At 44.0% G+C, this 575-nt stretch carries 1 tRNA gene; it reads right to left on the bottom strand.

What is annotated here, in order from left to right:
* Positions 1-257: 257 nt before the first annotated feature.
* A tRNA-Glu gene (locus tag AC6HVW_RS25020) sits at positions 258-333 on the bottom strand.
* Positions 334-575: the final 242 nt, after the last annotated feature.

Raw genomic sequence — 575 nt, 5'->3', positions numbered from 1 at the left:
CTTAGTCACTTAACCTCACAACCCGAAGGTGTTTCTGTAAACAGAGACACTGTCGTGCTGTTTATTTGAGAGACTCTATGACAGGTTAATCCTTACCCCAATACTTCTACGGAGGGATAAGTTTCAGCTGTCATGTTTCAATTTTCAGCTTGTTCCAGATTGTTAAAGAGCAATATCTTAAACACGACTCGCAAGAGTCATCTTTAAGATAATCAGTCACGCATGACCGGTGATAATGTCTTTCACTCATTATCGGATGGCGTCCCCAAGGGGATTCGAACCCCTGTTACAGCCGTGAAAGGGCAGTGTCCTAGGCCTCTAGACGATGGGGACCCGAAATTTGCTTATCGAATCACTGATTCGATAATTTCGGGTAAAGGTGAGATTTTTCGTGAAAAATCGAGCGCCATTGTTGTTTGTCACTGCACTAGACAGCCACAAATTTCCCGGCACTTACCTATACCACAAGGTTTTGTTTGCTCATTACTTTTCATCAGACAATCTGTGTGGACACTGCACTCAACTGCATATCTTTAGGTAAGGAGGTGATCCAACCGCAGGTTCCCCTACGGTTA

This window comes from Serratia sp. NCCP-200, from assembly GCF_059697885.1.
The sequence above is the reverse complement of the archived record's forward strand: the minus strand, read 5'-3'. Positions and strand labels throughout refer to the sequence as shown.